Below are 26,079 nucleotides of genomic sequence, written 5' to 3'. Positions count from 1 at the left end.
ACGGCTTCCTACGTATGTCAAGACAGGCTATTTTCTTGACGAAGATGGGACCTCGGGGTACGACTGGTACCTATGGATACTGGAAAGCCCACCGAGGCCGGGACGCCTCTGCAGCCGTTCGTACGCGAGGGGACCGATCCCGAGGTCGTCTCCGTCAAGCAACTTCTGAAGCTCCTCGACAAAGCGGCGAAGTCTGCCCGGACCTACGGCGCGACGAATCCGGTCGCACAGCGGTTTTTTCAACAGTTTTACGACGATCTGACGAAACATCTCGAGAGTTATGCCCGCCTCGCCTTCCTTATTCAGCGCAACCAGTTGCTCTTCAAAGATGAAATCGTCTACCAGCCGGACAGTGATGCAACCGGCGACAGCATCGCCTTCAAGATGTACTCGGACGGCATTCGCGAACTGACCTTCCATCAAGGCCTCTCGCAGGCGGACCTGTCGTTTTTCCTGGATGCGCTCTGGGGAGCCCCGGTCGGTGAAGCGGCCGCTGAAGGCGAACCGTCCACCCTCGATGAAGACGACGACATCGTGACCCGTCTCTGGTCGAAGAGTCTCGACACCATCACACTCGTGACGGCCGAAGAGCTAGTCCGTTCGTCCGGTTTCGGCGTCGATGTGTTGGAACTCCAGACGAACGGGTACATGACCATGTCGGTGACCTCGCTGCGGGACCTGCTCGATCGCGAACGGGCGATGCTGGCGCGGGAGCGTGAAAAGCGTGGCGACAAAGCAGGCGGAACCGACCGGGCCGGCGAAACCGACGCGGGGGGAGGCGCATCTTCCGGTGCGACCGGAACTTCCAATGCACGCCGTCTCCAGGCCGGCGTGGTCGGGTATGAAGTCTCCCACGAAGAGTTGGATGCCTTGGCGGCCGAAATCGTCGCGGAGAGCAGTCGCGATACCACGCTGTATATCATCGACGTGCTGACCGCCATCCTGGCCTCCGAGCGGTCGCCGCAGTTGCTGACGAAACTCTTCGACGTCTGGGGCAGCGTCCTCGACTCGCTGATCAAGCAGGGGCAGTGGACGGTGCTGGAAAGCGTACTCGGCATGCTCCAGGACACTGAGGCGATCCGACCGGACCTTCCCGCCGAACACAAACAGCAGGTCGCCGCATTGTTGGATGGGCTCAATCGACCCGAACGGCTGAAGCTGATCGAGCATTACCTGAATCGCACGCCGAAGGCGCAGACCGAAGGCCTCATTACCCTGCTTCTGAGCATGAAGAAGGAGACGGTCCCGGCCCTTTGCGGCCTGCTCGCCAACTTGGAACATCAGGCGCACCAGGCGATCATCCTGGAAGCCCTGCAGACGATCGCCAAGGACAATGCTGATCCCATCGTTCGCGGGCTGTCCGACAAGCGCCCCGCCTACGTCAAAAATCTTCTGGCGTTGATCGCCAAGTGGAATGATCCGCGATTCGTGGATGTTCTGGAGAAGGCGCTCCGGCACCCCGACCCCTCCATTCGACGTGAGGTCTTGCGGCAGCTGACCACGCTTCGCCCTTCAGGGAGCGGTGCCAAGCTGGTGGGGCTTTTGGGCGATCCGGATGAGGCCGTGCGTCTGACTGCCATGAAATTGCTCGGAAGCGGACACTATCAGGCCGCTTATGCGATTTGGGCCACGTTCGTCACGGCGGAGGAGTTCCAGGATCGCTCTTCGGCCGAGAAGCGCGCGGTTTTTCTTGCCATGAAACAGACTGCCGGCGATGAGGCCGTGCCGTTCTGGCAAGGGCTCCTGACCGAATGGTCCTGGACCCAACGGAAGAAGAAAGAAGAGATGGCTCTGCTGGCCGCGGACATTCTCGGTAAGCTCGGCACGCCCGCAGCCATCGCCGCCCTCGAGGTCGGCCAGAAGAAAGGCGGAGGCACCGTTCGTCAGGCCTGCGGGGCCGCCATTTCTTCTGCGAACCGGCACCAGCGGCTGAAGAGTCCGCACGCCGCCAACTCCTAACCGCCCGAAGGGACACGCCGTGAGCGATCAGAAGCCGCCTCTCCCATCCCTTGCCCTCTCCGACGATGCGCATCCGATCCTAACGCACGAAAAGTCGCTGGCGAACAAGATCGCCAAGGGGTCGGAGGCCGGCGACATCCTCGACCAGCAGTTGATCATGCTGGGGATCCAACTGGTCACGCAATTGAACGTGTTGATCAAGACCTCGCGCATCCACGGGCGGACGAATGCCGCGTTGGACAAGCCGGTCGACTCGATGCTGACGCTGATCCGCACCCTGTCCGCCGACCATCCCGTCGTGCTCCGGCTGCAAAACGATTTTCTGTTCTTGGGCGACAGCCATTTGAAGATGACCTCGCAGCAAATGGCCGTGTTCTCGAGCATCATCGAGGCGTTGAATAAATGGAAGATCGGTGGCGTGTCCTTTTCGCCCACGACAGACTCCAAAGACCTGCGCGAGTTCGCCTACCTTTTCGTGAGTATGGATGCGGATAAACACAGCCTGGCGGACCTCCAGCAGGCGTTGGCCGACGCGGGGGTCAAAGGCATTGAGCTGGAAGAACCACGAGTGCTGCAACTCAGGCACCTGACGGACGGTTCAGCCGATGGGGGGGCGCAAGCATCGGCTGATCCGGCAGCCCAGGCAGCCGAGCAGGCCCGCAAAGGGAAGGCCCATGCCAAGAGCGGCTACGCTCAGGCCGCGGCGGCGGTGGGCGACCTCACCCAGAACGTGCGGAGCGGCGGGACGATCTCCTTCAAACAGGCGAAGCGGGCCATCCAGAATATCGTCGAGCTGATGATGCGCGACGAAGCGACCATGTTAGGCCTCACCACCCTCCGCTGCCACGATCAATACACCCATAACCATTCGGTCAACGTCTCCCTCCTCTCCATCGCGCTGGGCAATCGCGCGGGCTACCCGAAGGTCGAGCTGGCGGATCTGGGGCTGGCCGCCCTGTTTCATGACATGGGCAAGTCCAGTATCGCCATCGATGTGCTGAACAAGCCGGGCGAGTTTACGGAAGACGAATGGGCGGCGATGCGCAGCCATCCGACGCAGGGCGTGCTCGACCTGACCCGATTGCGCGGCATCACGAATCTCCCGGGGCGGATGGCGGCTGCTTCGTTCGAGCACCATATGAATTGTGACCACTCCGGCTATCCGAAGCTCTCCTTGCCCTGGAAGGTCTCCCTCACCGGACGGATTCTGATGATCGCCGATTGCTATGACGCCATGACCTCGTCACGGGTGTACCGGCGCGAGCCGATCCCGCCGGCTAAGGTGCTGAACATGATGTTCACGAAGAGCGGGACCGCATTCGATCCCGTCCTGCTGAAGCTGTTCGTCAATTGCGTCGGCATCCTGCCGATCGGAACTTTGGTATTGCTGGAGTCGAATCGGTTGGCGGTGGTGTTAAAGCCTGCCAAGGACAAAGAGAACTCGGAACGCCCGCTGGTGCGGGTCATCACGGACGAACAGGGTGCGCCGACGGACAGTGGCCCCGAAGTCGACCTCACCGAACAGGATGAAACCGGCGCCTATAAAGACGCGATCGTCCGCCTCGTCGACAACGCCGAGTACCGCTTCGACACCAGCCGCTATTTCGTCTAGTCAGGTTACGCTCGCCCGTCTGCCGCTTTACATCTCGTCTGCGCATCAACTCCGCCACGTCGCCCATCTTTCGTGACGTGTATTTCGTTGATTGTACGGAAGACGTGAGACGGTAGACGGTAGACGTAGGAGGGATAACCTCTGCCCTCTCTCGATCGCTCGTCTCACATCTCTCGTCTTCCGTCCCTCTAGCGTTTGGCCTCCGGTGGAGGCCAGTCCATCTCGGTCTGTCGGCCGCAATAAAAACAGGCGGCGCGGTATTTTGCCTTTCGGCGCGGGTTCGGCATCGAAATAAAGACGACCGGAGTCTTGTCGAACGGGCAGAACGGCTGCTGATGCATGAGATGTTCGTCTGCCATCATGAGCACCGAGGCATCGTCCCAGGCAGGGCTGAGTTGTTCATGCCCATCGATGCGCCGGTGCCAGCCGCAGCGCTGGCAGCGGGCCTCGAACGTTTTGACCCGGTCCCTGGTCTGAGAAAGATCCGCTGTCTCGACCGGACCGGGACAGCCCGTCTGTCCACAATGGATGGGTTCATGCTGCAAGGCTTTGATGAACAACTCATGGTTTCGCTGCTGGTCTATCGGCATGCCTGGACTCCTTCCTTTGGGAGGTGAGGGATCGAACTGAGTGGCTGCCTCTCCAGGCTATATCGATGGGCGTGTACTCTGTCAATTGAGGCGATGTCGCGGTGGGCGCCGGCTTGACACGATGTGCCACGGCGGCTATTCTCCAAGGGTTTCGGAGCGTGAATTATTCGCCGAAAGGAGCCTCGAATGGGTGCGAGTTGGCAAGGTGTCGCACGGTCCGCAGCCGCGGTGGCCGTAGCGGTGGCCGTGACGATCGGTTCTGCTGGGGCCGGTCTGGCTGCCGAGTTCAAGATGGGGGTCATCGACCCGCAGAGCGTATTGGAGAAAAGCAAAGCCGGCAAACGGGCGCTGGAAGGGTTGCGTGAGTATGTGGCGACGAGGCAAAAACTGCTCTCCCGGGACGAGGAGGAATTGCGCAACACGGAAAAGCAGCTCAAGGAACAAGCCAGCAAGCTGAGCGACGCCGAGAAGAAGGATAAGGAAACCGCCTTCCGCTCCAAAATTCAGGACTATCAAAAGCGGGCTCAGGAATTCAATCAAGAGCTGCAAGGGAAACAGAAAGAGCTCGTCGACGAGTATATGAAGAAGATCGCGAGCGCCACGCAGTCGGTTGCCGACAAGGGTGGCTTTCAGTTGGTCTTGGATAAAGGCAGCGAGCAGACCGTCAAGATCGTCATCTACAACAAGGACACGATCGATCTGACCGAGCAAGTGATCAAGGAATTCGACCGCGTCAACAAGTAACCCTCAGCTGTTTAGCAGATCCGCTCGGATGCGCTCCACCAGCCTGATAAAGTCTGGTGGAGCCCCATTCACCGACTGAGCTACCAACTCAATCTCCGTTCCCCGCGCCACCCCAAGCCCAAGTTCCCCTGCCCGCTTGATTTGACGCTGCTCCGCAATTCGCTTCCCCTCGATTTTGGGCCAGCTTCCAAAGGTGCGCAACAAAGCCAGGACGGTCATGTCCAGGGCCACTCGATCGCCGCTGCACAGGAGCACGTTCATCATCGCAGAGGTGCCGGATGTCGGGCCACCCTCGATCATGATCGTCGTGCCGTCGGCGACGGTGAGTTGCGGGTGGACAGCGAGATTCAACTCCGCGATCCGTTCGTGCCAATCCCCGGACCAAAATGTCACGGACGGCCGCTGTCGTGGATGAACCGCCCCTACCACATTTTTCAAGGCACAGGAATACTCGGCGAACCGGTGCGTCTTGATCACCGGCATATTGACGACGATATCCGCGTCGTACACCGGTTTAGAGAAATAGAATCGCGTCAAGGCTTTTGCCTGCAGCGGCTCTATCCTCACCCACGGTTCATCCTCGAGCGCCAGGACTTTGGCCCCGGCCGCCTGGGCGGCCGCCCGCATCCCGGTTGCGGTGAGATTGGTCGACGTAGGAAGGCGAATGATTCCCGATCCGTCAGCCACGATGATCTCTGAGGATCCCTGCTCCCGAACCAAATCGGCCATTGCGCCGACGACACGAGGATCCGTGGTTGTGGGCGGAGGGCGATCGTTGAGTACGTTCGGCTTGAGCAGAACGCGTTTGCCGCGAATGGACAATCGCTCCAGCCCGCCTAAGAGGTCCAACGCCAGCGGGAGCGTTCGCGTTGGATCTTTGCCCTGCACGAGGGCTACCAGCGGTCTCCCCTCCCTCACGAACGGATTGGGAGGCACGGGTTTGAGCGGAACCAAATCGCCCTGCGGTTCGAACAGGAGGTGCCCGAGCACGGAGTGTGGAGAACGCAGGAGTGCCGGGAGCAGCAGGAATCCGAATCCGGCATTATGAAAGAACTCGCGTCGGGAGAATCCCATGCTGCTACGGCTGTGTGCCTTTTTCCATCGGGTAGCCGGCTTCACGCCAGGCTTTGATGCCGCCGTCCATGGAAATGACGTTGCGATAGCCCATTTTTTGTAGATTCTCGGCAGCCAGTACGGAACGAAACCCACCGCCGCAATACAGAACGATGGGGGCTTCCTTGTCCGGGATCCGGGACTCGATATCCCGTTCGATGATGCCCTTGCCGAGGTGCGTCGCTCCGAGGGCATGGTCGGCTTGGTATTCGTGATCTTCGCGCACATCGATAAAGTGAAATGATTCCTGCCGGTCGCGGCGATCTTTGACGTCGGCCACGCTACATTCGCGCACGCGGGTTCTCGCCTCGTTGACCAGGTTCAAGAACCCTGGATTGTGTTTCACGGTTTCTCCTCCGTCGAGAACAAAGATTGTTGGGCCGTTGGTCGCTGGAAGGTATTGGGGATCTCTTCTTCCTCGTGGAGAAATCCGGCTCGTTTGTGAGAGACCTCAAACAGTTGCTCGACTGTGGCCCAGTAAGTGCCCATACCTTGGTGGCGGCGGTAAAACGCGGATTCGGTCAAGCGGCCTCCCCTGACTTCGCGCAGGCGATTGGTGATCTTGCGGATGCGATCGGGAAAGAGCGTCCGCATGCGTTCCAGAAATACGGTTTCGGCATGACCGGGAAGACGCAATAGAATCCAGGTGGCGGTGCTGGCGCCGGCGGCCTTGGCCCGCTCCAGCAGATCTGGAATCGCATCGTCATTCAAGCCGGGAATGATCGGCGCGATGGAGATTCCGGTCGGAATTCCGGCCTCGCTCAGGATTCGCATCGCTTCGAAGCGTTTCGTCACGCTCGGCGCCTGAGGTTCGACCAAGCGAGCCGTCTCGTTGTCGGCGAACGGAATGCTGAAATAGACCCGTAGCCAGGCCTCTTGGTTGAGTACGGACAGCAAGTCGAGATCCCGCACCGGCAATGCGCTCTTGGTGATCATGCCGACCGGATTTCGATATTCCGCGCACACCTCCAAGCAGGCCCTCGTGATTCCAAGCGTCGCCTCGATCGGCTGGTAACAGTCGGTGTTTCCCGAAAAGACAAGCAGATCGCCGGTCCAGGAGGACCGATCGAAGGCCTTGCGCAGGAGTGATGCCGCGCGCCGCTTCACGACAATCTTGGATTCAAAGTCGGTGCCGGCTCCGAACCCCAGATACTCATGAGTCGGTCGCGCGTAGCAATAGGCACAGGCATGGAAACAGCCGCGGTAGGGATTGATACTCCACTTAAACGGAAGGTCCGGGCTGTCGTTCTGGCTCAGAATGTCCTTTGTGTCATCCTCATAGAGCTGTAATTCGACCCGAGCCGGCGGTTCCATGCCCTCCCGTGTGATGTCTTCAAAGGGGTTGGGAGGATTCGAGATCAATTTCATGGGCGTATGGTGGGCTTGCCCTCCGGTATTGTCAATTCCCTGGGGCACCGTCATCGCTTCCGGCCGCCACGACCAGGCCATTTCATTGACTAACCGGAAATCAGGTGCTAGATTCCGTGCCGTTTCGACTGGAGTCATGATGCACGATCTCAGAGTCCTCCGGGACAATCTAGAAGCGATTAAAGAGCAACTGGGCGCGCGCGGCAAGGACGTCGCCTGGGACGACCTTCGTCAATTGTCAGACGAGCGGCGCACGCTCACGGTTCAGGTCGAGGAGCTTCGTCATCAACTGAAAAAGGGGTCCGACGAAGTCGCGCGCCTGAAACGGGAGAAACAGCCGGCCGATGAGGCCATGGCGGCGATGAAGGCGGTGGGCGAACGGATCAAGTCGTTGGAGGAACAGCTTCGTTCAGTCGAAGAACGGTTGGCCGGCGTGGCCCTGAATATTCCCAACCTTCCCCACAGCTCGGTTCCCATCGGCGGGGACGCCGCAGAAAATGTGGAAGTTCGCCGTTGGGGGGCGCCTCCTGCTTTGAAGGGAAAAGCCCAGGCGCATTGGGATATCGGTGAAGCGCTCGGCATTCTGGATTTTGATCGAGCCGTAAGAATGGCAAAGGCCAGGTTTGCGGTCGTGGTGGGAATGGGGGCGCGGCTTGAGCGAGCCTTGATCAACTATATGCTCGATCTGCACACGGGCCAGCACGGCTATCGCGAAGTGCTGCCTCCCCTGCTGGCCAACCGAAATGCCATGACCGGGACGGGACAACTGCCGAAATTTGAAGACGACCTATTTCGCCTCCGTGACGAAGATCTGTTCCTCATCCCCACGGCGGAGGTTCCCGTCACGAATCTGCATCGGGAGGAGTTTCTGGCGGAGGACGAACTGCCGATCCGTTACACGGCCTACACTCCTTGTTTCCGTCGCGAGGCAGGTTCCTACGGAAAGGATACGCGTGGCTTGATCAGGCTTCATCAGTTCAATAAGGTGGAACTCGTCGCTTTTGCCAGACCTGATCAATCCTATGAGGAACTCGAGCGGTTAACGGGTCATGCAGAAGCGGTGCTCCAGGGGTTGGGTCTCCACTATCGAGTGATGGCCTTATGCAGCGGCGACATGGGATTTTCTGCCGCCAAGACCTACGACATCGAAGTCTGGCTGCCCTCGCAACAGACATTCCGTGAAATTTCGTCCTGCAGCAACTTCGAGGCGTTCCAGGCGCGTCGCGCGAACATCCGTTATCGACCCAAAGCGGCAAAGAAGGATGCAAAATCGGACTTCGTTCATACCTTGAACGGATCGGGACTCGCTGTGGGGCGGACGCTGGTGGCCGTCCTCGAAAATTACCAGCAGGAAGACGGCAGCATCGTTATCCCGCCGGTCCTTCGGCCGTATATGGGCGGAGCAGAGCGGATCACGAAGGGATAGAGGTGCCGGATGACCGCACCGATTCCTCGTCGGGTCGAGCAGGGATGTTGGTTTTACTCAATGTATTGAAGACCCCCGCATACGTTGCACGTGCAGGGGTGACCAAGTGTCATGTGGAGGGGTGACGGAGTGGCCGAACGTGCCGGTCTTGAAAACCGGAGATGGGGTAACCCATCCGCGAGTTCAAATCTCGCCCCCTCCGCCAAAATTTCCGGCGAAAAGTGCATATTTCTCCCTGAAATTGTGGCTAAGCTGTGGCTAAACTCCGTGGCCGTCCCACATGGCTGCATTTTCTCGCGTAATGTTTCCTGCAACAGGGCCAGCTTCTTCAGTCCCTCGCTCAAGTCAGCTTCGGAGACAATGGCATAGCGCCGATAGACGGCCTCAGTCTTGTGTCCGGTCAGCTTCATGGCGACGGACCGGGGAACCCCTGCCCGCTCAAAATTTCGAACGGCGGTTCGGCGGAAATCGTGGGGAATCCGTTTGGGAACCCCTGCGCGTTTGCAGGCGGCTTGCCAGCGCCGATAGAACGCCTTGATGTGGATCGGCTTAATAGTCCCTCGATCATTCCAGAAGAATACCCAGGGCACCTGCTGCCCCGTCTGTAGCTCCGTCTCTAACGCCTGGTCCCAGTGCGACCGAAGTAGGTGGGCCAGTTCGGGTAGGACCCCAAATGGCAGGGTCCGGCCTTCGTCGTTCTTCGTGGTACCAGGTTCCAGTCGAACGACTCCCGCTTGAAAGTCCACTTGCGACCACTTGAGCGTCAAAACTTCACTCGGCACACGCCACCCACTCAAAAAGGCGAACGTCGCCACGCCGCGATAGGTTCCCGGCAAATGAGAGCGGACGGCTTCGAAATCGGTTCGCTCGAAAAATCCCTTGCGGGCATTTTGCACAGAGATTACCGGAAATGGGGGGCAGATGGCCTTTCCGGCTCGTTCGGCCAGACGAAAGGCTTTGTGTAAATGCGTCAGCTCTAGCTTGGCTGTCGCAGGAGCAATCCCGGCTGTCAGCCGATCAGCCACGTAGCGGTTGAGCCGATCCAGGGTAATGTCACAGGCCCGCAAATGTCCAAAGGCCGGTTCCAATGCCTTTAAGCTCGTATTGAGACGTTTGACCGAACGCCGTTGATTGGCTGCATATTCATCACGCATCATCTGCACCAAGTCGGCGAAGGTGGTCTTTTCGAGTTCCGGTCCTCGAAGCCGTCCCTGCCCCATCTCAGCCTGGCGAATGCGCAAGAGCCGCACCGCGTCTTTTTGTGCCGTCGAGCCTGATGTTTCCCGGTATCGCTTGCCGCGCCAGTAGTATTGAATCCACCAAATTGCGCCACGCTGAAAAACCATGCCAAGTCCACGCTGCTTCATGATGGCTTTCCCTTGGTTGCCCGTCGCTTGGGCACTAATTCTCCCGTATGAATCTGCACCAGAAGCTTCACGAGCCGAGCGAGCGGTTCACTAATGCCGCGTTCTCCCCGTTCGGCTAAGGCAATCGCGTTAGGCGTGACGCCTACCGCCTTGGCTAATCCGGCTTGTGTTAATCCCAACACCCTTCGAAGCCTATGCAATTCTATCGCCTTCACAGGGAATATATAACTCAGTTATAGTTCGTGTCAAGCGGCTCGCCGACTGGCAAACCACCTTGTAACTGCCTTCTCAGGAAAGATCAACCGCTTCCGGCTTGGCTGCGAGTGGGGCATCGCTGCTTTATGCCGATAGAGCCACCGGGGCGTTACCTTGAATTGCGCACACACTTCTTCAACACTCAGGTAGCGTTCCGCCGGAATCGGATCAACCCGCCTCGGTTCTGGTGCAGCCCCCTGCACAAGGCGGCCCATCAGCAGGGCGTCCAGTTGGCGCAAGGTCGTCACACAGTCGGCATAGTGCTCCGGCTTAGCCTGGTGAATCACGCGGCGCAGCAACGCTAGGGCGCTGCCGGTATCGTGGAGAGGAATCGTCACGGTTTCGTGTGGTGTCACAAGTTTCATACGGTGGCCTTTCAGTGCTTCGTCGGTTGTGGCAGGGCTCGGCGAACGTGTCCAATCGCCTCCATTACAGCCCGGCTCAAGGTGACAGGAGGCGCACTCTGCAACGCCGTCTTGTCCCCGGCATAACGCACCATGGTGGGGCGCAAGGTGGTCACTCCCTGCATTGCAGCGACTACCCGCTCATCGGCCTGCTTCGCATCGGGACAGGCTCGGCAATAGGCCATCAGTTCATTCACTGCGTCTGCGTACTGCCAAAACAGTTCGCTCCAACTCGCACCGTTAAGAAATTCGTTCCAGAGTGTCGAATCGTCGTCCATGGTTCCCCCTTGATGACGAGGCAGGGGCCTTCTGACCCCTGCCTCATTGAGACTCCTTAGGCTGTTCGTGCGTCTGAACAGATGACGAAGCTTTCTTTATGCCGCACCTGCACATCGACGTTTTGCACCAGCCGCACCTCAATGGCGTTCTGTGCCCACGCATTGCCGCCCACGTTAGTCGCGAGAATCTCAACGCCGCCCCATTGCCCGATGATGAGGTCCGCCCAATTGCCGAAGTAGACTTCCGTACAATCAGTTGAACTCCCTTTCGCGAGATTGACGGGGAGCTGCGTCGTCGTCAGACAGGTCAACCCGACCAGCTTGGACAAGGCCTCATCCGTCAATACAGCCGGGGCCAACGCGTAAGCTCCACCCGTGTCACCGGAATACTGTTGAATCCGCTGTCTCTTTAATTTTCGCAACCCTTTTGGATTGGTCACGAGGGCGAGCGTGCTTCCCAATGCATTGGCGTCCTCAATCACCGCCATCAGACCATAAAGGTCGTCGATGGACAGCGAGCCGCCATTGGCACCTATGGCGTACGACGGAATCCCGGCCATGTTTGCCAAGCCCAACGGCTGATTGGCGGTCCCTGATCCGCGCAGCGCCACCCGATCCAACTCCAAGGCTGCCGACAAGGCGAAGTCGTTCCGAATCAACTGTTCGATAGCTGGGTTGCTCAGCAGGTTCAGCAAATTGCTGAACTGCATCCGCATCGCCATCGTTTTCGGGGTCATCTGCACTTCCCCGTAGCTCGCATCCGATTTAGTGATGTCCGCATTCTGGCCGACCCAGTACACGGTCCCGCTGCCGGTCTGTCTCGGGATGCGTACCGGCGAACCAGTCAGATTTGGGGCAAACGTGGCTCCGGCACGCAACACCACGGATTTGGCTCGCAGCAATTCAATAAACTCGTCACCTAGGTATTCCTGTGGAATAACGTAGCCACCGCCCGATCCAGCCGTCCCGGCGTCCATGGCCTTGCGGGTGGCCTCCGTGACTATCTCTTTCTCAAATCCCGCGTTAAGCCGATCCCACGGATTGCCGACGCCTTCGCGGGCCAAGTAATTGGCTGTCGCGACCTTCAGCAGGGACACCGATCTCTGTTGGCGTCCATAGGGTATAGGCGGCGTCTTGCCAATCTTCGACAGTCGGCCCGCGATCGCCAAGTCATTGACCCGTCCTTCCAAATCATTGACCTGCCCCTTCAACTGATTGACCTGTCCCATCGTTTCCATGGTCCCATCCTTAATCTCTCCCAATATCTTCAACATCTCACTCATGATGATGTCCTCACTACTCACGTACACTGTGAAACCGCCTCGAACTCGACTCCGTCGAGGCTCAAGAGTCGGCCCATTCACGACCTAGGCTCACCGTTGTGCCCGCTTTGGCCCAGCCAGCAAGACACCGCTTTGCCAGTCGTGTTTTCGGCCTGCCCTCTCCCGTGGTGGATCTCGCCATCATTGCAAACTATTGGCAGGTGCCTAGTCCGCTGATGCGCGATGGTGCTTCAGTCAAAGACGTAGATTCCAGGCATAGAGACCGGCGCAGCAGCCAGCACTGCCGCACCCGCAACAGCATTCGCATAGTCATCATGTTCGCCTGCCTGGTGCGAGGTCTTGTCACCCTTCCGAACCAATCCGAGAATCTGCTGAATCAGCTTAGGCACATCCAACAATTCCACTTGCCCTGAGTTGACCAATGGCTCAAAGGCGGCATAGAGCTGACTCGCCGTTTGATCGGCAACTTGATACGTGATGCCTTGCTTTTGGAATGCCTCGCGAGGCCAGTGACCAGCAAACCGATCACCTGTGACCTGGTGACACCGATAGGCCTTGAGGATTGCCGCGAACTTCTTTACGCACTCCTCAGGGCTGAACGTCCCGCCGATTCGTGCGCCCTGATCCATCACGAGGTCCACAATAATTCGGCCATCGTCAGTCGAATGCGCAATACTCAAGGTTGAATCGTCTGCACCGCCCCCCGATATGTCGGTGAAGGCGGCATATGTCACACCTGGTTGAGGTGGTAACACCTTACGATTCTTGCTGATGCACGCTTCAACAGCATTTCCATCAAAGGCTGCGCCCTCAGCTTGACCGGACAGATTCAAATACAATCGGCGAAAATGCCAACTCGGAAGCCGCACCTGTGCGGACTCAATCTCTTCCCGCGTGCCGCCTAATGGTCCCCCCATGGCCGGATTGGCCATCTCGATGTCACCCGAGCGAGTGAAGACAAACAGACGTGGATCAACCTGATCGGCGTGCTGTTTCAGCATGTCGCTGATCGGAATGCCGGGACGCGGAAGCAATGGGGAGTAGCTCCCGAACAGTTGCTGCGCATCAGGACGCGCCGGGTCCATTTCGAGACCTTCCAGCACATCGTAGTTTTTTTGCGTATGCAATTCGTCGAGACACATCAGCCGATAGCTTTTGCCATGCATCCCGGCCGCATCCCCTGCCGGAATAATCTCGATAAAGCCCGCCCCATTTCTTAGCTCGATCACATTGGCTTTGATCGAGACTTCCTCGGCGAGAAGGTGATTGAGCTTGTAGAGTCGCTTGGCTAACGTGAGATTGTCCCCAGCCTGATCTTCGTCGGAGGCCACATAATAGACCTGGCTGCCCTTCCGGCCCATTGATCGGTCAAGGTGCAGCACAAGGATCGAGGCCAGAATCAACAGAAGGCTCTTCCCATTCTTCTTCGCGACATGAATAAGCCCCCGCTTATACCAAGGCGCACCATCAGGTCGGAGTGTCGCCAACACGCTGTGCAAGATGGTGAGCTGGAACGGCATGAGCAAATCAATAAGGCGTCGGCCATCAAGCCAGACCATCAGGCCCAGAAACGAATTGATGAGGTCCACCTTCGCGGCGTCCGTATCCGGAATGTCATGCTCGACAAGGTTCATCATGTTGTTTTTGGGGGCCGCCCCCAGGCAGAGAATGGAAGACTCCGGCTGGGGGCGAGTATGTGCGCGGGCAACGCACACGGCCCTTTTAGTTTTCTTGGCGTCGGCGTTTGCGTGTCTTGACCGCTGCCAAGACTTCTTCGGCTGAGTACCGAAAATTTCTCCCAACCTTGTATGCGGGCAGGGCTCCCGACGTTGTAAGCTTATGGACATTTTGTCTAGAAACACGTAACAATCTCGCGATCTCCTGCGAACTTTTCAAATTCGTCATATACACGCCCTCCATACCTTCGATTGTCCCATCACTTTTCATTTCGTCAACGGGAAATGATTGGCGATAATTTTGACAGCTCACAAAGCGAGCTTACGTTTCGGGACCCGCTCGTCATATTGGCCGGACGTAAGCCGATACCAGCCCTTCGGCCCCATGAGCCAGGCGAGCGTGACAGGGAAGGTGCTTTCTGTACGACCGCAAACCCAATCGTTGCGTCCGAGCATCTTAAATTTTTCCTGCCACCATGCTGGATCGGGTTGCTCGTTGATGCGCCTCATGATGAGCGTTCGCAGAGCCGACGGAATTTTGCCTGAGAAGAGCACAACATCAGGAATGCTGTTCCAGCCATTGACCACTCGCTCCGGCGGAAATCCCGGCACCGCCTGCGGGGCGGCCCGCTTGCCGCGCCGCTCTTCTCTTGTCCGGACATCGGCGTGTACTTCCTTTGGGTCGGCGTTCATTGATTGTTGGGGCGCCGATTCTTTCTTCTCAAGCGAAGCGACCACCTCACGCGTAGTCGGCGCACTCAAACTTTCTGAAGTTTGAGAAGCCGACGGGCTAAGGGATTTAGGGTTATTCTTTCTTCTTAAGGGATGCTTAAGATGGCTGTGACGTGAGATCACACCACCCTGTGACGTAGGATCACACCCAGAGTGTGACGTGAGATCACACTTTTGAGGCTGCACGGGAGCGTAGCCGACTAAGATTCGTAAGGCTTTTCTGGTCCGACCACGGAATGTCACTACCGTGCGAACGATCTCCCCACGATTAATGTATTGACGTAAGGCCCGCTGCCCAGTCTCTCGCGTGATCCCGGCATATTCCGTGAGCGTCCGCATGCTCGCCGTACAGCCCTCCCCTTGATCATCGGCATGGATCATTGCCGAGACCAAAAACATCCGCTGAGCCACACTGGATGCCTGGGTTGCACGAAGAGCCTCCTTGATTCGAGCGCAGGGGTGTGTCGGCTTCATGACATGCCCTCCATCACGAACTTCCAGAGCCGCTTGCGCCCAATTTTGGCAAGAAGAAGGTGTGTCTTTGCGACCGCGCGTACTCGCCGAGTAAATTGCGCATCGGTGATCGCTGGTGTGATGCCTTGCGCATCGGTCAGCGAATGGACGGCCAGAAAGACCAGGTGGGCTTCTGTCCGCTGTCTCCCTTGAAGCTGTGGATTCTGGGCAAGGATACCGGGCCAGATTTCATAGGCTCGTGTGAGCGCCGACACGTTGAGCGGAAATCCGTCCTGGTTGAGCGCGCCAAAGATTTGCTCCAGTTCGCGGCGCACGGCCTTATCCGAAAACTGCTCTGTGCCGATTCCTTCCTCTTGTGTCGCTGGCATGGTCACTTTGCCTCCTGATTTTTCCCCCGGAACCAGGTTCGCAACTCGGTCAGATCCAGCCGGACATCCGACCCGAGACGATAATGGGGAAAGTCTGCCTGCCCCATCTGTTTGCGTAAGAACGACTCGCTACAGTTCAGCTCTTGCGCGGCCTGCTTCACACTCACCAGCGGCATGATTCCCCCATTTCAGACAATAAAAAAGCCGACCATGGGACGAATCCCACAGTCGGCTTTTGCGTTCGATGAGCCGAATTATGTCACAACATCAGGCACGCTATACGGTCTTGCGCTGAACGCGGTCAGTGCCTCGGCACTGTTTCAGCTCGCAGCGGACCTAGGCCTCTGCCCATAGCTGCCCACGCGAAAACTACGTAATGCTTTCTTGTCCTAGCAGGTATTACTGTAGCATGATTCAAAATCGCCTGCACACATTAAGTTCATGGGGCATCCAACGGGCCGCCTATTCCTCAGCCGATAAGCTGAGTCCTTCGAGGCTGGACACGGCGGGCATGGAACGTGTACCCCAATACCCGCCAGGATCATCACGACTGACTCAAGGCTCGCAGCTTCTCCAGTTTGTCTGCTGCGACCGCTAGGACCGTCAGCGATTGCCCCACGGATTCCAACTCGCCGACCTCTTGCAGGCGATGCTGCACGACGGATAACAGGTCTAACACGTCCGTCACCTCACTGGCCGTGTGCGTGGCTCGAAATGCCATCTGCTGTTTCACAGTCATGATTCCTCCTTGTTCTGGCGTCAATGTGTACGCGGATCCTCGGTGACGCCTTCCCGTGAGGACCGATGGTATTCTGGCAACAATGGCCCGATGCGTTCATTCCGGGCCAGGCCAACCTTCAGGCTGCTGGCTGATCGCCCTTCCTGGCCGAACCTGACAAGACTTCCGCTAAGCTCTTTGCAGGCTTGGCGCGACGCTCAAGCCCAAGTTGGGACAGATACCGGGCTAACCCATCGGCGAGTTGTTGCCGCTGAAGGACAACCGGATAGACCGTCCGCTTTCTCGCATTCACAAGACTGCCTTGCTGGAGTAGCCAGGCGTCTATCGAATCCAGGAGCAACTTGGTTCTCACGGCTAGGTCAATCAAGGTCTGTTGTTGCGCCGAGATCGTATCCTGCCCTCCGAGATCGGCAATCAATTCACCTCGCCACGCTTCCAACGCTTTGCCAACCTTGGATCGACGGTCAATCGTACGGTTACCAAGGGTCTTTATGGCCCGTTTCATGATGGTAAGACCGTGGGTTCTGCCAGTTACCTTCACTTCATTGCTCATTCGGGTCCCGTTCATGTCAGCCACACTTTCACCACAGATGGATAATTTGTATTTAGAATCAGTGTCTTATACGGAGTCCGGGAATCTCCAATTCGCTGATAGAGCACGACCGTGATAATATCCGCCACGCTCTATGAACGTTCTCTATAATCAGACGCTCCGCCAGTTGGACAAATCCTTCAGACGACTTGAGGGTATGGTTCCTCCTCCCCAGAGAATGCGGCATGGAGACTCCTTCGTCTTCAGATATACAGAAAAGACGATTCACCAAGCACTGATTCAAAAACTCGCCCGAATGGTATCGGGCCTTCATGCCGCTCGGCTGCTTTGCGATAAGGGATTTTTTCAAGAGCAGGGCGCGATCCAACGCATGCTTGACGAGTTTCATGAGGACATCTGGTTTCTGGCCTTCGGAATAATCCATAACGACATAACGCAGCTTCATCGAGACTACCTCGGCGCCTTTTACAAAGAAGAATTCGATCCCGAAACAGGTAACGCTCTGCTTGATCGCCCAATGGTGCCAAGACGAAAAATCCGAGCTTATTTATCACGTCTTACGGAACAGCCGAATGACCCAAGCTCTGCCGTGACGCTGTACCATACACTTCACAGTGGTTACTCGGGGTATATTCACGGTGCCTCATCGCATATCATGGATACGTGGGGCGGGGACCCGCCTCGATTTCATATCCACGGTATGGCTGGAACCCCCAGAGAAGACATCCATCGTTACGACCTCTACAATCCATTTTTCCGCGCAATCCTTTCTTTTGCCCTCGCAGCTAAGGCATTTGGCGATGAAAAGTTATGCGCAACTCTCAGTGCCTTCCATTGGGAGTTCGACCGACTTTCAGGACGGAACGAGGCCTATCCAAATGCATCTTCTGTCCGCCGCTGAGACATTCGTGATTGTGGCCGGATTGTGGCAGAACTATCTTGTCCGATCGGATTTGATCGGTTCCTCCCCTGCCTCCGACTCTTCTGTAAGTGATTGAGAACGAAACGATGAGATCAGATCGGAGCTTATAGTCTCTGATACTGCAGGGGCTTCAAATCTCGCCCCCTCCGCCAAAATTTCCGGCCTCTTTCCAGCCCGAGAGTCGACTGCTAGAGCCTGATCAGGCCATCCTTCTAATCGGCAATCCTTCTGCGCCTGATGCGCATCTCTACCCACTTGTCAGTCTGCTTTTTTCATGGTTGATTGATGGAGGGTGAAGGTGTTCGCTCTGGTGTGCCCACCCCAGGGCGGCAAGAGGTCTCAACCTCCTCCTGGTGAGATCTGCCTTCACCCCCGAATTTATCCATGCGCTATTGTGTGAGGGCAAGGCTCGCAATAACTATATTTAAGCGTTGGATATGAAATGTTTTGTAACGCATTGATTTTATATGTAATTATATTTTCTGTGCCATGCTGACCCGCTTCCCTGCTCCTTAGCTTCCGTCCCCTCTTTTGACGGCCCTCGCTTCCCCCTTACACGGTATTCTCGCCGCGGTCGTTCCTGCGTATCGTCACGGGATGCGGTGCTCACCACCTTATAAACCCGGGTCGCCAGCGGTTCTGCCGACCCACCCCCATTGTCTCGGGAGGGACCATGCACAAACAGGTTGGGAAGATCGGATCCGTGCGACGGGAGTTGTGCGGTAAGGCCTGCCCGTTCTGCGGCGGGCAGAAGTATCAACTTGTGCTTCGCTCCGTTCCCGATGCCGAGTCTGCCGGCCTGTTCGCCCGATGCAGCCAGTGCCAACGTCCGAAAGAATTGGATGAGGAGCTCGGCCGGATTCTCTGGATGTGAACTGGTGGAATTCCCTCAGTGACGGCACTCCCCATCGGGAAAAGGAGCACCAGCATGGCGACGACCAGGCAAGTTCACAAAAAATCCCAGGTGCTTCGGATGTTGCTCAATAGCGGTGTCATTCGGCACGCGGCGGATGATCCCCCTTACAGTTCAGATCCGCGCTATGCTGGAAGACTGCGGAATCGAATGCCCATGTCCTCGCGCACGCACGAGAGTTCAATCCATTCAATCGATGCGGGGTTGCATGGGCGGCCCCGCCGCTCTTGGACGACGACTATGTTAGACGTGATCGATGAGTTCCGCCGAGGCTGATCCTCTATCCCCCATCTCCCGCCAGCGACATGCGAGGCTCCTGCCGAGCCGTAAAGTTCCTTCACAATGGTCTGCGTAATCTCTTGTGTGTGTTTAGTGCACTAGGGTATGATCGCCATTCTTTTGCGGCATTCGCTTTCATAAGCGGATGCGAATCGCGTTCACAGCGCAGCGCGCACAAGTTGGTCGGTGGGTGGAGAGGTGGCCGAGTGGCCGAAGGCAACGGTTTGCTAAACCGTCACAGGGTCAAAAGCCTTGTCGCGGGTTCAAATCCCGCCCTCTCCGCCATACCGATGCGCTGAAAAGCATTGCCGAAGTTTGAGAGGACCGGCAAGAAGTCAGTCTTGTGATCTTCTTGATTTTGGAATCGTGATCCTGTACACAGTAGCGCCCGCCGTAACGACTTCGTGCCGAGGTAGCTCAGTTGGTAGAGCACAGCCCTGAAAAGGCTGGTGTCGACAGTTCGATTCTGTCCCTCGGCACCACATTTCGCATAGTTAGAGGATTCACGTTTTGAACAACTGGCACCCAAGTGGCAGTAACTGGCACCTGAACGTCGTTTTCCCCGTTTAGAACCGCCTTCGTAAACGCTTCCAGCCTGGTCACGGCATCCCGCAATCGCGCGTTCCAATTGTGAATGTAGTACTTCGCCGAACCAGGTAGCGGCTCACCTTTTAACGTCTGGATCACAGCGTAATCCACGCCACATTGTGTAAGCCAGGTCGTGAAGGTATGGCGAAGATCGTGGAAGTGCAGATCATGCACCCCTGCCCGCTCGCAGGTTCGCATCCAGGTATGTTTGAAAGAATTCCCGTCTTTCCAGTGATGGAAGAAGCGCCCACCGATTCTCGCAGTCTTTCCAAATAACGCCTCGTAGGCCAGACTGTTGAGAGGAACCATTTTAGGCACCCCTTTGATTTTCGTCTGGCCTGGGGAGGGAACCACCCACCAGCCGTCTCCCCGTTGCATCAGCCACTCTTCATGGATCTCGATCAGCTTGTTCTCCCGAAGGCCGATCTGCAGCGCGGCCATCGCCAGCCGCCACACGTTCGGTGAGGCGGCCTCACGGATTTTGAGCAGCTCCCAGCCTTCGACAATCCGCTCGCGCTTCACATACTCGGGCACAGGTAAACGTTTGAGCCGATTCTTGTCCAGGTGGTCCATATCAACGGCCAAATTCAGCACGGCCATCAGGGCCGCACACTCTCGCTCAATCGTCCCTGGAGCCACATGTCGTTTCTTATCCTCCGGGCCGATCAAGACAGAGCGACGCTTTTCTAGATACGCCAATCCATCTTCGAGGCGGATATCCGAGAGCTTCTTGTCGCCAAAATGCGGAATGAGATGGTGCGTGAGAACGGTCTGATTCCGCCCGTCGTTCTTCGGCCGCTTAGCTTTGAGATATTGCAGGTAGATGAGGACAAACTCAGCAAACGTCAACGTTGAAGACTGCCCAGCAAGAGGGATCGGCGCTGTCCTTGTTTCTGGCTCCAATGAATTCGCATGAATCGCAGTCATGATTTCGAGAGCAGTCTCTCGTTCACGATCGAGCGTCAAGTTATATCCAAGGACCGGTCGATAGCGTTTTCCACGATACCAATAGGTCAGAATCGATCGTATTCCCTTGGGAGTATTGATACGCTGAATATTCATCGCAGGCCTTTATGACGAGGCAACACAAACAAAGGGTTCCGATGGTAGACCTTGCCAGGTCTGCCGTCAACGGGCTTCGGCAGTCCTCCTTGCTCATCGAGGTCTTTCACCACACCGCCCTCACATAAGCTTCTGACCCAACTTTCAAGATCCTCTTTGACAAACATGACACGATGTCCATAGCGAACCCGAGGGATATCGACTCGCTGATAGAGGGTCCGCTTTGTCAGCCTCAAAAACTTCGCTGCCTCAAAAATTGTTAAGAGTGTCATGGGTTCCCCTGCTTAGTTATCTCTCATTGAACATACGTGCTTCTCAATCCCTCTGTTATCGGAGTGGCTGTGCGACAGCCTTTCACGTGATGCTTTACACATTCGGTCGAGTGAGCCTCCCGACTGCTTCGCCCACTTCTTCGGAGTGGCACTTATGAGAGGGTTCAGAATTTGGGTACTTCCGGGTTCTCCGTGGGTAGGCTGAGCGGATACTATGGTCGGCCAAGGAGGGACCGACCATGCAAGACACCGCACTCTATCAGTACCTGCTCAGCTTGAAGTCGCCATGGACCGTGAGCTGTGTGAATCTGGATGTGACCGAACAGCGCGTGGATGTCTGGGCCGAGCATGCGGGGGACGCGACGTGGACGTGTCCGCACTGCGCGGAGCCGCTGCCGCTCTATGACCACGCCGAGGAACGGACCTGGCGGCATTTGGACAGTTGCCAGTTCCAAACGTACCTGCATGCGAGAATTCCCCGCGTTGCCTGCGACGAACATGGCGTCGTACAGATCCTGGTGCCGTGGGCGGAGCCGCGGTCGCGGTTCACGCTGCTGTTTGAGCGCCTGGCCATCGACGTGCTGCGTCAATGCGATGTGAGCGGGGCGACGCGGATCTTACGGATCAGCTGGGATGAAGCGTGGGGGCTGATGGAGCGCGCGGTCACGCGGGGCAGGCAGCGCAAAGTGCGGACGGTCGTGCGGCGGATCGGTGTCGACGAGAAGGCGGCGGCCAAGGGCCATCGCTGGTGGCGGCAGAAAATCCGTGACACGTTCCCCCATGGCCAACCGCTTATCGGTGTATGTGATTTTCTTGCTCATAGCGTTTTCTCCCTTGCCTCCAGTAGCCTGCTCCATACATACGGATCCGCTTTTTCCTATACGAAAATCGTACCGTTAGCACATTGCCCTCGACCACTCCCAGACGGAAGAACCGATTCTCGCCTGCGATATGCCCATTCGCAGCAATGCGCGACAGGCCCTCAAGAAGGAACCTGCGGGTCGTTCTTTGGAGCCTGTATGCAAGCCGGTGATCTACCGGGTAACAATTCTACGCGGAGTGGGTCGACGTTGGGCGAGGGCCTAATATAACTCAATGAGCCGCTCACCTTGGTCAAGGTTGGCGATCACTTGAGAGAACAGGGGCTGAAACCACCGGACGAGTGCCGCGTTGGAGCAGTTGCCGATCCGGACCCAGACGACGGGCGTTACCGGCGGAGAAGCAAGTAAAAGAATATTTTTAAAGTCTTCATCCTTTGTGATAATGACCTTGGCATTGAAAACGGCGTAGTTCCAGATCGTCTGGTCCGTTGCGAGGAGTATGCCTATTTCTTCGACGTGAACGGCTCCATGGCCGAGAGATATGATAAGACGGGCTAATGCTGGAGGGAGCTGAGCGTCAATCAGGAAGTTCATCCGGCCCGGAGCATGACGTGATCGGATTGGGCAGCTGCAAATTCAAGGGCCGCCTGAATATCCTCTTTCTCAAGATAGGGGTAGTCCTGCAGGATGGTCTCCGTTGACACGCCAGCTGCAAGAAGGTCGAGGATGTCTTTCACGCGAATCCGCATCCCCCGAATACAGGGACGACCACCGCACTGGGCCGGATTGACAGTAATACGCGCTAGTATACTCATGAGGATATGGTACCGCCGTCTATTGCTGAAGATCAATGATATTTCTTGATCGAACGCCTCAACGGTGTGATGCCGCCGATGTTTTTCGATCGGTCGGGTCAACACTTCTTTGCCGTTGCAGAAGAAGTATCAGCGGCGTCAAAGAATCCCGGCTCGGTCAAGAGACGCTGTATACGGGGGTTGTGGCGGGTTGGAGCATCCAGGGCAGCTTGAAACTCATCCCACTTGGACTGACTCAAGACGAACATGCGCCGATCAGCCAGCATTTCATGAGCACGCGACAAGGCACTGTCCCGGACAAACTCATTCGCGGAACCAATCACGAACCGATCACCGTTTTCCATCGCCTGGACACCTTCGTGCGCACGGTACCGTATCGCTGTCCACGAGGGGCTTGTTTCACTGTCACTTCTACATCCTGACCCAGCAACGAGAGGAAATGAACCAGTCGTTCAACCGAAAACCCAGCCATCTGACCATTTAAGAGCTTGGACACTTTCGCCTGGTCAATGCTAAGCATTGTGGCAGCCTCGACCTGCTTCCAGCCCCGGTCCTTAATCGTTTTCTGAAGGGCTTGCAGCAAGCTGCTCTTGAGAATCAGTTCGGCAGACCGTTCTTCCGAAAACCCGAGGTCTCGAAAAATATTCCCGCTCCCTTTTGTTACAGGTGCACGCTTCATAACCCGACCTCCCTTCTCCACGTAAGCAGATCCGCATACCGGCTCTTGCCCAGTTCGATATCTGGCCTTGCTGTTTTCTGTGAACGCTTCTTAAACACATGGAGCACATAGACCGCTTCTTGGAATTTGGCCACATAGAAGACTCGATAGATTCCAGTGTCGTCTCGCACCCGAATTTCCTGCACGCCAGACCCGATGGACGCCATCGGTTTCCAAATCATCCGGCTCTTTCCCTTGTTGAACTTTGAAGAGCTGAAACCCAGCTGTTTCCTGAACGCTCTCCGGAAGGTCACGAAGATCCTCCCGCGATGCGCCGACAAAGTGAACAGGCTTCATTCGGCTCCGATCTTACACCGGATCATGATATGCTAGATCTGGCATAGAAGCAAGAACGAACCCCGGTTTTGAGCAATCACTTGATTCGATGACTGATGGAAGCGTGTCAGGCGTGTATCGTCAATTTGACTCGTTGCGTGTGCCACTTGGTACCAAATCTAGGAAAGGTCTGATTAACTCGTGGTTATGCGAGAACTCTGTGTTTGAATAGGCCAACCCGAACACTCAACTAGAAATTCGCTGCTTCGGGAGCTGCATGGGTGGGTGTCGCCCGCAGTCGAGCCATGCAACGCGGTTAAGCCCGCTACTCTTCCCTTACATGGACCTTAGGCCGATACACGTGATTCCCTGCTTTGCTCAATGTGTTTCCTCACCTTGCTCGACATGGCTTCTTCTGCAAGGCGCAGCTCGTAGGTCTTCTGCAGGTTCATCCAAAATTCAGCGGTGGTGTCGAAAAATGCCGCTAGACGAACGGCAGTATCGCCCGTAATGCCTCGCTGTCCTCTGAGAATTGCTGTGATCCGATTCGCCGGCACAGCGAGGGCCTTTGCGAGCAGATTGGCATTGATCAGAGGGACTGCCGGCTTCATGAACGCCTCTAACAAAATTTCTCCAGGATGAATTGGCCGCATGCCATTTCTGATCATAGCGTTACCTCTCTCAGTGAGATGCAGAATACCATCACAGGTTTACAATTTACGTAACCTGTAAAATTTTACCTTAGCAAGTTAGTTGCGTATAATTAATTAAGTTTCTAGTACTGGCACCTGCTCCTGTAACTCATTGCTTTTACATGACATGAAGTGTCACTTCTTGCACTACGTTTTCGTCATATCTATTTGATCTTGCTCACTTTCTTTCAATCCTGAAAAGCTGGTGTCGACAGTTCGATTCTGTCCCTCGGCACCACATTCTACACTCTCTAGAATTCTTCTCTATCCGCAGATCACAGCTTCGTATAGGGCGGGGCTTGTGGAGAGCCCTCCGTCCTTCCCCATTTCGCTTCTGCTGGAGCGCTTGAGCAAACTCGGGAAAGCGATGCGGGAACTGCCAGGAGGATTATTTCTTCAGCGCTCGGATGTAGGCCAGAACCGCCCGACTCTCGCCCTCGGACAGGCGGCCCTTCCATGACGGCATATTGGGCTTGCCTTCATGGATTGTCTGGAGCAACAGCGCATCAGGCTTTTTCTTGGTGATAGGTCTCGTCAGATTGGCCGGGTCAGGCCCTAGTAACAGGTACCCGTCTCCTCTTCCCTCCGGCCCATGGCAGCCGGCGCAATGTTTAGCAAAAATCTTTCTCCCTTTGACCTGATCGATATTCGGCTGGTCGGTTTCCTTCGGCGCTGCTATCGCGAGCTGACTGCTCACGATGATGACTGTTACCGCGAAAACCAGTTGAGCAGATATCTTCGACATAACGAGACCGACCTTTCCTCCAATCAGTGGTCCATCACGCCGATGGGATCTCGCCGGGATGGCGCGTAAACCGTGGTTCACCGTTCCCATGGTGCTGGTCGCCCGCTGTGTGATGCGACTCATATGCCGATCCGGTCGGTGGAGCTCCCGCCTGCCTTGGCCCCTGTTCACGACCTTCCAGCCACCGATAGAGCACCGGCAACATGATCAGGGTCAGGAGTGTCGAACTCACTAATCCGCCGATGACCACGATGGCCAACGGGCGCTGCACCTCCGAGCCGATTCCCTGAGCGAATGCAAGCGGCACGAGGCCCAACAGTGCGACCAACGCCGTCATTAAGACCGGGCGCAATCGAAGCAGGGCCCCCGAGGTCACGGCCTCATCCAAGCTGTGTCCGTCTTCACGCAGCTTGTTCATATACGACACCAGCACGATGCCGTTCAGCACGGCCACACCGAAGAGGTTGATGAATCCGATCGACGCCGGCACACTGAGATACTCCTTGGTCAACCACAGCGCCACCACTCCCCCAATCAACGCAAACGGCAGATTCAAGATAATCAGCGTCGCCTGCCGAAGAGAGTTGAAGGTAGAGTACAAGAGAAAGAAAATCAGTCCAATGGTGATCGGCACGATGACTTTCAGCTTCGCCATCGCCCGCTCCATGTTCTCAAACGATCCACCCCACGTCACCCGGTACCCGGTCGGCAGCGCCACACGTTCATTGATCTTCTGCTGCGCCTCGGCCACAAGGCTCCCGATATCCCGTCCAAGGGTATTGAATCCGATCGAGACGTATCGTTGCAACTGTTCCCGGCTGATGCGGCCAGGTCCTTCTTCCAACTGAATAGTGCCGAGATCGGCCAAGGGAATGAGGGCGCCGGCCTGGTCGCTGACTTTGATGTTACTGATGGTTTCGACGCTATCTCGATACGGTTTTGGAAACCGCACGACGAGATCGAACCGTTGCTGGCCTTCATAGACGCGGGTCGCGACCTCTCCCCCGATGGCCGTCGAGATGATTTCACGCACAT

At 56.7% G+C, this 26,079-nt stretch carries 31 protein-coding genes, 3 tRNA genes and 2 pseudogenes; 10 read left to right on the top strand and 26 right to left on the bottom strand.

Features of this window, described 5'->3' with window-relative positions:
* Positions 1–72 precede the first annotated feature (72 nt).
* The gene (locus tag KF814_00180) at positions 73–1,959 is read left to right on the top strand and encodes a HEAT repeat domain-containing protein (protein ID MBX3234538.1); all 1,887 of its coding nucleotides are present in this window, start codon (positions 73–75) and stop codon (positions 1,957–1,959) included.
* A 19-nt stretch (positions 1,960–1,978) separates the two neighbouring features.
* On the top strand, positions 1,979–3,571 hold the full coding sequence (locus tag KF814_00175; protein ID MBX3234537.1) for an HD domain-containing protein: 1,593 nt from the start codon (positions 1,979–1,981) through the stop codon (positions 3,569–3,571).
* A 188-nt stretch (positions 3,572–3,759) separates the two neighbouring features.
* On the opposite strand, the gene KF814_00170 is transcribed toward KF814_00175, so the two are convergent.
* Positions 3,760–4,161: a hypothetical protein gene (locus tag KF814_00170; protein ID MBX3234536.1), complete on the bottom strand. Its 402-nt coding sequence runs from the start codon at positions 4,159–4,161 to the stop codon at positions 3,760–3,762.
* Between the two features lie 186 nt (positions 4,162–4,347).
* Between KF814_00170 and KF814_00165 the strand changes: the two genes are divergently transcribed.
* The gene (locus tag KF814_00165; GenBank protein MBX3234535.1) at positions 4,348–4,905 is read left to right on the top strand and encodes an OmpH family outer membrane protein; all 558 of its coding nucleotides are present in this window, start codon (positions 4,348–4,350) and stop codon (positions 4,903–4,905) included.
* Between the two features lie 3 nt (positions 4,906–4,908).
* On the opposite strand, the gene KF814_00160 is transcribed toward KF814_00165, so the two are convergent.
* Genes KF814_00160 through KF814_00150 form a run of 3 tightly spaced genes read right to left on the bottom strand, consistent with a single transcriptional unit; the run spans position 4,909 to position 7,386 of the window.
* On the bottom strand, positions 4,909–5,979 hold the full coding sequence (locus tag KF814_00160) for a DUF362 domain-containing protein (GenBank protein ID MBX3234534.1): 1,071 nt from the start codon (positions 5,977–5,979) through the stop codon (positions 4,909–4,911).
* Between the two features lie 4 nt (positions 5,980–5,983).
* Positions 5,984–6,313, bottom strand: coding sequence for a sulfurtransferase (locus KF814_00155; protein ID MBX3234533.1), 330 nt, complete (start codon positions 6,311–6,313; stop codon positions 5,984–5,986).
* Between the two features lie 47 nt (positions 6,314–6,360).
* Positions 6,361–7,386 (bottom strand): PA0069 family radical SAM protein, encoded by a 1,026-nt coding sequence (locus KF814_00150; protein MBX3234532.1) that lies wholly within the window; start codon positions 7,384–7,386, stop codon positions 6,361–6,363.
* Positions 7,387–7,525: 139 nt separating this feature from the next.
* On the opposite strand from KF814_00150, the gene serS reads away from it, so the two are divergent.
* A complete protein-coding gene (gene serS, locus KF814_00145; protein MBX3234531.1) occupies positions 7,526–8,812 on the top strand; it encodes a serine--tRNA ligase in 1,287 nt (428 codons plus the stop codon).
* Between the two features lie 115 nt (positions 8,813–8,927).
* Positions 8,928–9,017: transfer RNA gene (locus tag KF814_00140), tRNA-Ser, on the top strand.
* Between the two features lie 151 nt (positions 9,018–9,168).
* On the opposite strand, the pseudogene KF814_00135 reads toward KF814_00140, so the two are convergent.
* The 12 genes and pseudogenes from KF814_00135 to KF814_00080 form a co-directional block, all read right to left on the bottom strand.
* Positions 9,169–10,179, bottom strand: a pseudogene (locus tag KF814_00135) (site-specific integrase).
* A complete protein-coding gene (locus KF814_00130; GenBank protein ID MBX3234530.1) occupies positions 10,176–10,358 on the bottom strand; it encodes a helix-turn-helix domain-containing protein in 183 nt (60 codons plus the stop codon). Before KF814_00130 ends, KF814_00135 begins: the two are co-directional and overlap by 4 nt.
* A gap of 66 nt (positions 10,359–10,424) precedes the next feature.
* Positions 10,425–10,799: a helix-turn-helix domain-containing protein gene (locus KF814_00125; GenBank protein ID MBX3234529.1), complete on the bottom strand. Its 375-nt coding sequence runs from the start codon at positions 10,797–10,799 to the stop codon at positions 10,425–10,427.
* Between the two features lie 11 nt (positions 10,800–10,810).
* Positions 10,811–11,116: a hypothetical protein gene (locus KF814_00120; protein ID MBX3234528.1), complete on the bottom strand. Its 306-nt coding sequence runs from the start codon at positions 11,114–11,116 to the stop codon at positions 10,811–10,813.
* 56 nt (positions 11,117–11,172) lie between these two features.
* The gene (locus tag KF814_00115) at positions 11,173–12,399 is read right to left on the bottom strand and encodes a phage major capsid protein (protein ID MBX3234527.1); all 1,227 of its coding nucleotides are present in this window, start codon (positions 12,397–12,399) and stop codon (positions 11,173–11,175) included.
* Positions 12,400–12,629: 230 nt separating this feature from the next.
* On the bottom strand, positions 12,630–13,988 hold the full coding sequence (locus tag KF814_00110) for a hypothetical protein (GenBank protein ID MBX3234526.1): 1,359 nt from the start codon (positions 13,986–13,988) through the stop codon (positions 12,630–12,632).
* Between the two features lie 133 nt (positions 13,989–14,121).
* Complete coding sequence (locus KF814_00105) at positions 14,122–14,304, bottom strand: helix-turn-helix domain-containing protein (protein MBX3234525.1); 183 nt, start codon at positions 14,302–14,304, stop codon at positions 14,122–14,124.
* A gap of 80 nt (positions 14,305–14,384) precedes the next feature.
* Positions 14,385–15,281, bottom strand: coding sequence for a hypothetical protein (locus KF814_00100; protein MBX3234524.1), 897 nt, complete (start codon positions 15,279–15,281; stop codon positions 14,385–14,387).
* Complete coding sequence (locus KF814_00095) at positions 15,278–15,649, bottom strand: hypothetical protein (GenBank protein ID MBX3234523.1); 372 nt, start codon at positions 15,647–15,649, stop codon at positions 15,278–15,280. The genes KF814_00100 and KF814_00095 overlap by 4 nt, the downstream gene beginning before the upstream one ends.
* Before the next feature lie 2 nt (positions 15,650–15,651).
* Positions 15,652–15,825, bottom strand: coding sequence for a helix-turn-helix domain-containing protein (locus KF814_00090; protein ID MBX3234522.1), 174 nt, complete (start codon positions 15,823–15,825; stop codon positions 15,652–15,654).
* Between the two features lie 368 nt (positions 15,826–16,193).
* Complete coding sequence (locus KF814_00085; GenBank protein ID MBX3234521.1) at positions 16,194–16,388, bottom strand: hypothetical protein; 195 nt, start codon at positions 16,386–16,388, stop codon at positions 16,194–16,196.
* A 118-nt stretch (positions 16,389–16,506) separates the two neighbouring features.
* Entirely contained in the window at positions 16,507–16,893 is a 387-nt protein-coding gene (locus KF814_00080; protein ID MBX3234520.1) for a hypothetical protein, read from the bottom strand.
* A gap of 181 nt (positions 16,894–17,074) precedes the next feature.
* On the opposite strand from KF814_00080, the gene KF814_00075 reads away from it, so the two are divergent.
* The 4 genes from KF814_00075 to KF814_00060 all read left to right on the top strand — a co-directional run bounded on the left by KF814_00075 (position 17,075) and on the right by KF814_00060 (position 19,537).
* The gene (locus KF814_00075) at positions 17,075–17,842 is read left to right on the top strand and encodes a hypothetical protein (protein ID MBX3234519.1); all 768 of its coding nucleotides are present in this window, start codon (positions 17,075–17,077) and stop codon (positions 17,840–17,842) included.
* A 694-nt stretch (positions 17,843–18,536) separates the two neighbouring features.
* Positions 18,537–18,737, top strand: coding sequence for a hypothetical protein (locus tag KF814_00070; GenBank protein MBX3234518.1), 201 nt, complete (start codon positions 18,537–18,539; stop codon positions 18,735–18,737).
* Between the two features lie 510 nt (positions 18,738–19,247).
* A tRNA-Ser gene (locus KF814_00065) sits at positions 19,248–19,340 on the top strand.
* Positions 19,341–19,461: 121 nt separating this feature from the next.
* Positions 19,462–19,537: transfer RNA gene (locus tag KF814_00060), tRNA-Phe, on the top strand.
* A gap of 145 nt (positions 19,538–19,682) precedes the next feature.
* On the opposite strand, the pseudogene KF814_00055 reads toward KF814_00060, so the two are convergent.
* Positions 19,683–20,705, bottom strand: a pseudogene (locus KF814_00055) (tyrosine-type recombinase/integrase).
* Complete coding sequence (locus tag KF814_00050) at positions 20,702–20,977, bottom strand: helix-turn-helix domain-containing protein (protein ID MBX3234517.1); 276 nt, start codon at positions 20,975–20,977, stop codon at positions 20,702–20,704. The pseudogene KF814_00055 and the gene KF814_00050 overlap by 4 nt, the downstream one beginning before the upstream one ends.
* A 239-nt stretch (positions 20,978–21,216) precedes the next feature.
* On the opposite strand from KF814_00050, the gene KF814_00045 reads away from it, so the two are divergent.
* Positions 21,217–22,068 (top strand): transposase family protein, encoded by an 852-nt coding sequence (locus KF814_00045; protein MBX3234516.1) that lies wholly within the window; start codon positions 21,217–21,219, stop codon positions 22,066–22,068.
* On the opposite strand, the gene KF814_00040 is transcribed toward KF814_00045, so the two are convergent.
* From KF814_00040 to KF814_00005, 8 genes are all read right to left on the bottom strand, one after another.
* Positions 22,060–22,392, bottom strand: coding sequence for a DUF5615 family PIN-like protein (locus KF814_00040; protein ID MBX3234515.1), 333 nt, complete (start codon positions 22,390–22,392; stop codon positions 22,060–22,062). The two genes, KF814_00045 and KF814_00040, sit on opposite strands and share 9 nt — an antisense overlap.
* Positions 22,389–22,613 carry a DUF433 domain-containing protein gene (locus KF814_00035; GenBank protein MBX3234514.1) on the bottom strand — a complete coding sequence of 75 codons (225 nt, stop codon included), beginning with the start codon at positions 22,611–22,613 and terminating at the stop codon, positions 22,389–22,391. The genes KF814_00040 and KF814_00035 overlap by 4 nt, the downstream gene beginning before the upstream one ends.
* A 98-nt stretch (positions 22,614–22,711) precedes the next feature.
* Positions 22,712–22,957 carry a DUF1778 domain-containing protein gene (locus KF814_00030; protein MBX3234513.1) on the bottom strand — a complete coding sequence of 82 codons (246 nt, stop codon included), beginning with the start codon at positions 22,955–22,957 and terminating at the stop codon, positions 22,712–22,714.
* Positions 22,933–23,292 carry an XRE family transcriptional regulator gene (locus tag KF814_00025; GenBank protein ID MBX3234512.1) on the bottom strand — a complete coding sequence of 120 codons (360 nt, stop codon included), beginning with the start codon at positions 23,290–23,292 and terminating at the stop codon, positions 22,933–22,935. The genes KF814_00030 and KF814_00025 overlap by 25 nt, the downstream gene beginning before the upstream one ends.
* The gene (locus KF814_00020) at positions 23,289–23,585 is read right to left on the bottom strand and encodes a type II toxin-antitoxin system RelE/ParE family toxin (GenBank protein MBX3234511.1); all 297 of its coding nucleotides are present in this window, start codon (positions 23,583–23,585) and stop codon (positions 23,289–23,291) included. The genes KF814_00025 and KF814_00020 overlap by 4 nt, the downstream gene beginning before the upstream one ends.
* Positions 23,586–23,954: 369 nt before the next feature.
* Positions 23,955–24,275 (bottom strand): HigA family addiction module antidote protein, encoded by a 321-nt coding sequence (locus KF814_00015; protein MBX3234510.1) that lies wholly within the window; start codon positions 24,273–24,275, stop codon positions 23,955–23,957.
* A 412-nt stretch (positions 24,276–24,687) separates the two neighbouring features.
* Positions 24,688–25,044 carry a c-type cytochrome gene (locus tag KF814_00010; protein MBX3234509.1) on the bottom strand — a complete coding sequence of 119 codons (357 nt, stop codon included), beginning with the start codon at positions 25,042–25,044 and terminating at the stop codon, positions 24,688–24,690.
* A gap of 34 nt (positions 25,045–25,078) precedes the next feature.
* On the bottom strand, positions 25,079–26,079 hold a 1,001-nt coding region (locus KF814_00005), incomplete at its 5' end, for an efflux RND transporter permease subunit (protein ID MBX3234508.1).

This window comes from Nitrospiraceae bacterium, assembly GCA_019637075.1.
Taxonomy (GTDB): domain Bacteria; phylum Nitrospirota; class Nitrospiria; order Nitrospirales; family Nitrospiraceae; genus JAHBWI01.
The sequence above is the reverse complement of the archived record's forward strand: the minus strand, read 5'-3'. Positions and strand labels throughout refer to the sequence as shown.

Coding starts and splice junctions, on each gene's coding strand:
- KF814_00105 (MBX3234525.1), bottom strand. CDS start 14,304: ATGACGAATTTGAAAAGTTCGCAGGAGATCGCGAGATTGTTACGTGTT.
- KF814_00165 (MBX3234535.1), top strand. CDS start 4,348: ATGGGTGCGAGTTGGCAAGGTGTCGCACGGTCCGCAGCCGCGGTGGCC.
- KF814_00150 (MBX3234532.1), bottom strand. CDS start 7,386: ATGAAATTGATCTCGAATCCTCCCAACCCCTTTGAAGACATCACACGG.
- KF814_00035 (MBX3234514.1), bottom strand. CDS start 22,613: ATGAGTATACTAGCGCGTATTACTGTCAATCCGGCCCAGTGCGGTGGT.
- KF814_00085 (MBX3234521.1), bottom strand. CDS start 16,388: ATGACTGTGAAACAGCAGATGGCATTTCGAGCCACGCACACGGCCAGT.
- KF814_00180 (MBX3234538.1), top strand. CDS start 73: ATGGATACTGGAAAGCCCACCGAGGCCGGGACGCCTCTGCAGCCGTTC.
- KF814_00050 (MBX3234517.1), bottom strand. CDS start 20,977: ATGACACTCTTAACAATTTTTGAGGCAGCGAAGTTTTTGAGGCTGACA.
- KF814_00115 (MBX3234527.1), bottom strand. CDS start 12,399: ATGAGTGAGATGTTGAAGATATTGGGAGAGATTAAGGATGGGACCATG.
- KF814_00040 (MBX3234515.1), bottom strand. CDS start 22,392: ATGAACTTCCTGATTGACGCTCAGCTCCCTCCAGCATTAGCCCGTCTT.
- KF814_00070 (MBX3234518.1), top strand. CDS start 18,537: ATGCACAAACAGGTTGGGAAGATCGGATCCGTGCGACGGGAGTTGTGC.
- KF814_00030 (MBX3234513.1), bottom strand. CDS start 22,957: ATGGAAAACGGTGATCGGTTCGTGATTGGTTCCGCGAATGAGTTTGTC.
- KF814_00095 (MBX3234523.1), bottom strand. CDS start 15,649: ATGCCAGCGACACAAGAGGAAGGAATCGGCACAGAGCAGTTTTCGGAT.
- KF814_00100 (MBX3234524.1), bottom strand. CDS start 15,281: ATGAAGCCGACACACCCCTGCGCTCGAATCAAGGAGGCTCTTCGTGCA.
- KF814_00090 (MBX3234522.1), bottom strand. CDS start 15,825: ATGCCGCTGGTGAGTGTGAAGCAGGCCGCGCAAGAGCTGAACTGTAGC.
- KF814_00010 (MBX3234509.1), bottom strand. CDS start 25,044: ATGTCGAAGATATCTGCTCAACTGGTTTTCGCGGTAACAGTCATCATC.
- KF814_00025 (MBX3234512.1), bottom strand. CDS start 23,292: ATGAAGCGTGCACCTGTAACAAAAGGGAGCGGGAATATTTTTCGAGAC.
- serS (MBX3234531.1), top strand. CDS start 7,526: ATGCACGATCTCAGAGTCCTCCGGGACAATCTAGAAGCGATTAAAGAG.
- KF814_00075 (MBX3234519.1), top strand. CDS start 17,075: ATGAACGTTCTCTATAATCAGACGCTCCGCCAGTTGGACAAATCCTTC.
- KF814_00170 (MBX3234536.1), bottom strand. CDS start 4,161: ATGCCGATAGACCAGCAGCGAAACCATGAGTTGTTCATCAAAGCCTTG.
- KF814_00120 (MBX3234528.1), bottom strand. CDS start 11,116: ATGGACGACGATTCGACACTCTGGAACGAATTTCTTAACGGTGCGAGT.
- KF814_00080 (MBX3234520.1), bottom strand. CDS start 16,893: ATGAAACGGGCCATAAAGACCCTTGGTAACCGTACGATTGACCGTCGA.
- KF814_00015 (MBX3234510.1), bottom strand. CDS start 24,275: ATGATCAGAAATGGCATGCGGCCAATTCATCCTGGAGAAATTTTGTTA.
- KF814_00160 (MBX3234534.1), bottom strand. CDS start 5,979: ATGGGATTCTCCCGACGCGAGTTCTTTCATAATGCCGGATTCGGATTC.
- KF814_00125 (MBX3234529.1), bottom strand. CDS start 10,799: ATGAAACTTGTGACACCACACGAAACCGTGACGATTCCTCTCCACGAT.
- KF814_00045 (MBX3234516.1), top strand. CDS start 21,217: ATGCAAGACACCGCACTCTATCAGTACCTGCTCAGCTTGAAGTCGCCA.